Consider the following 247-nt stretch of genomic DNA (forward strand, 5'->3'; position numbering starts at 1 on the left):
GCGCCACGACTGGTGAAGACGATGCGATAGTTCTCGTTCTCGACCGTGCTTGTCTGCTCGCCGGTGCCGACCACAGCGGGGCTTGCGGAGGCAGCGCTCCCTGACGTGTCAGCAGAGAGCGGGGGGGTGGTCCCGGAGGTGCCGGTGTCACCATTCACGGCCGCAGCAGCTGCCGGGTTCGCCGCGGTATTCGTGGCGGCCTGTTGCTGGTGCTGCGCCGCGGGCGGTGTCTCCGCCTTCTTGGGCT

General features: G+C 68.8%; 1 pseudogene. It reads right to left on the reverse strand.

What is annotated here, in order from left to right:
- Nucleotides 1-247 (reverse strand): annotated as a pseudogene (locus AC5IJH_RS18615) (hypothetical protein); the annotation flags it as partial.

Source organism: Candidatus Dedyshia acidiphila (assembly GCF_051025295.1).
GTDB lineage: Bacteria > Acidobacteriota > Terriglobia > Terriglobales > Acidobacteriaceae > KBS-83.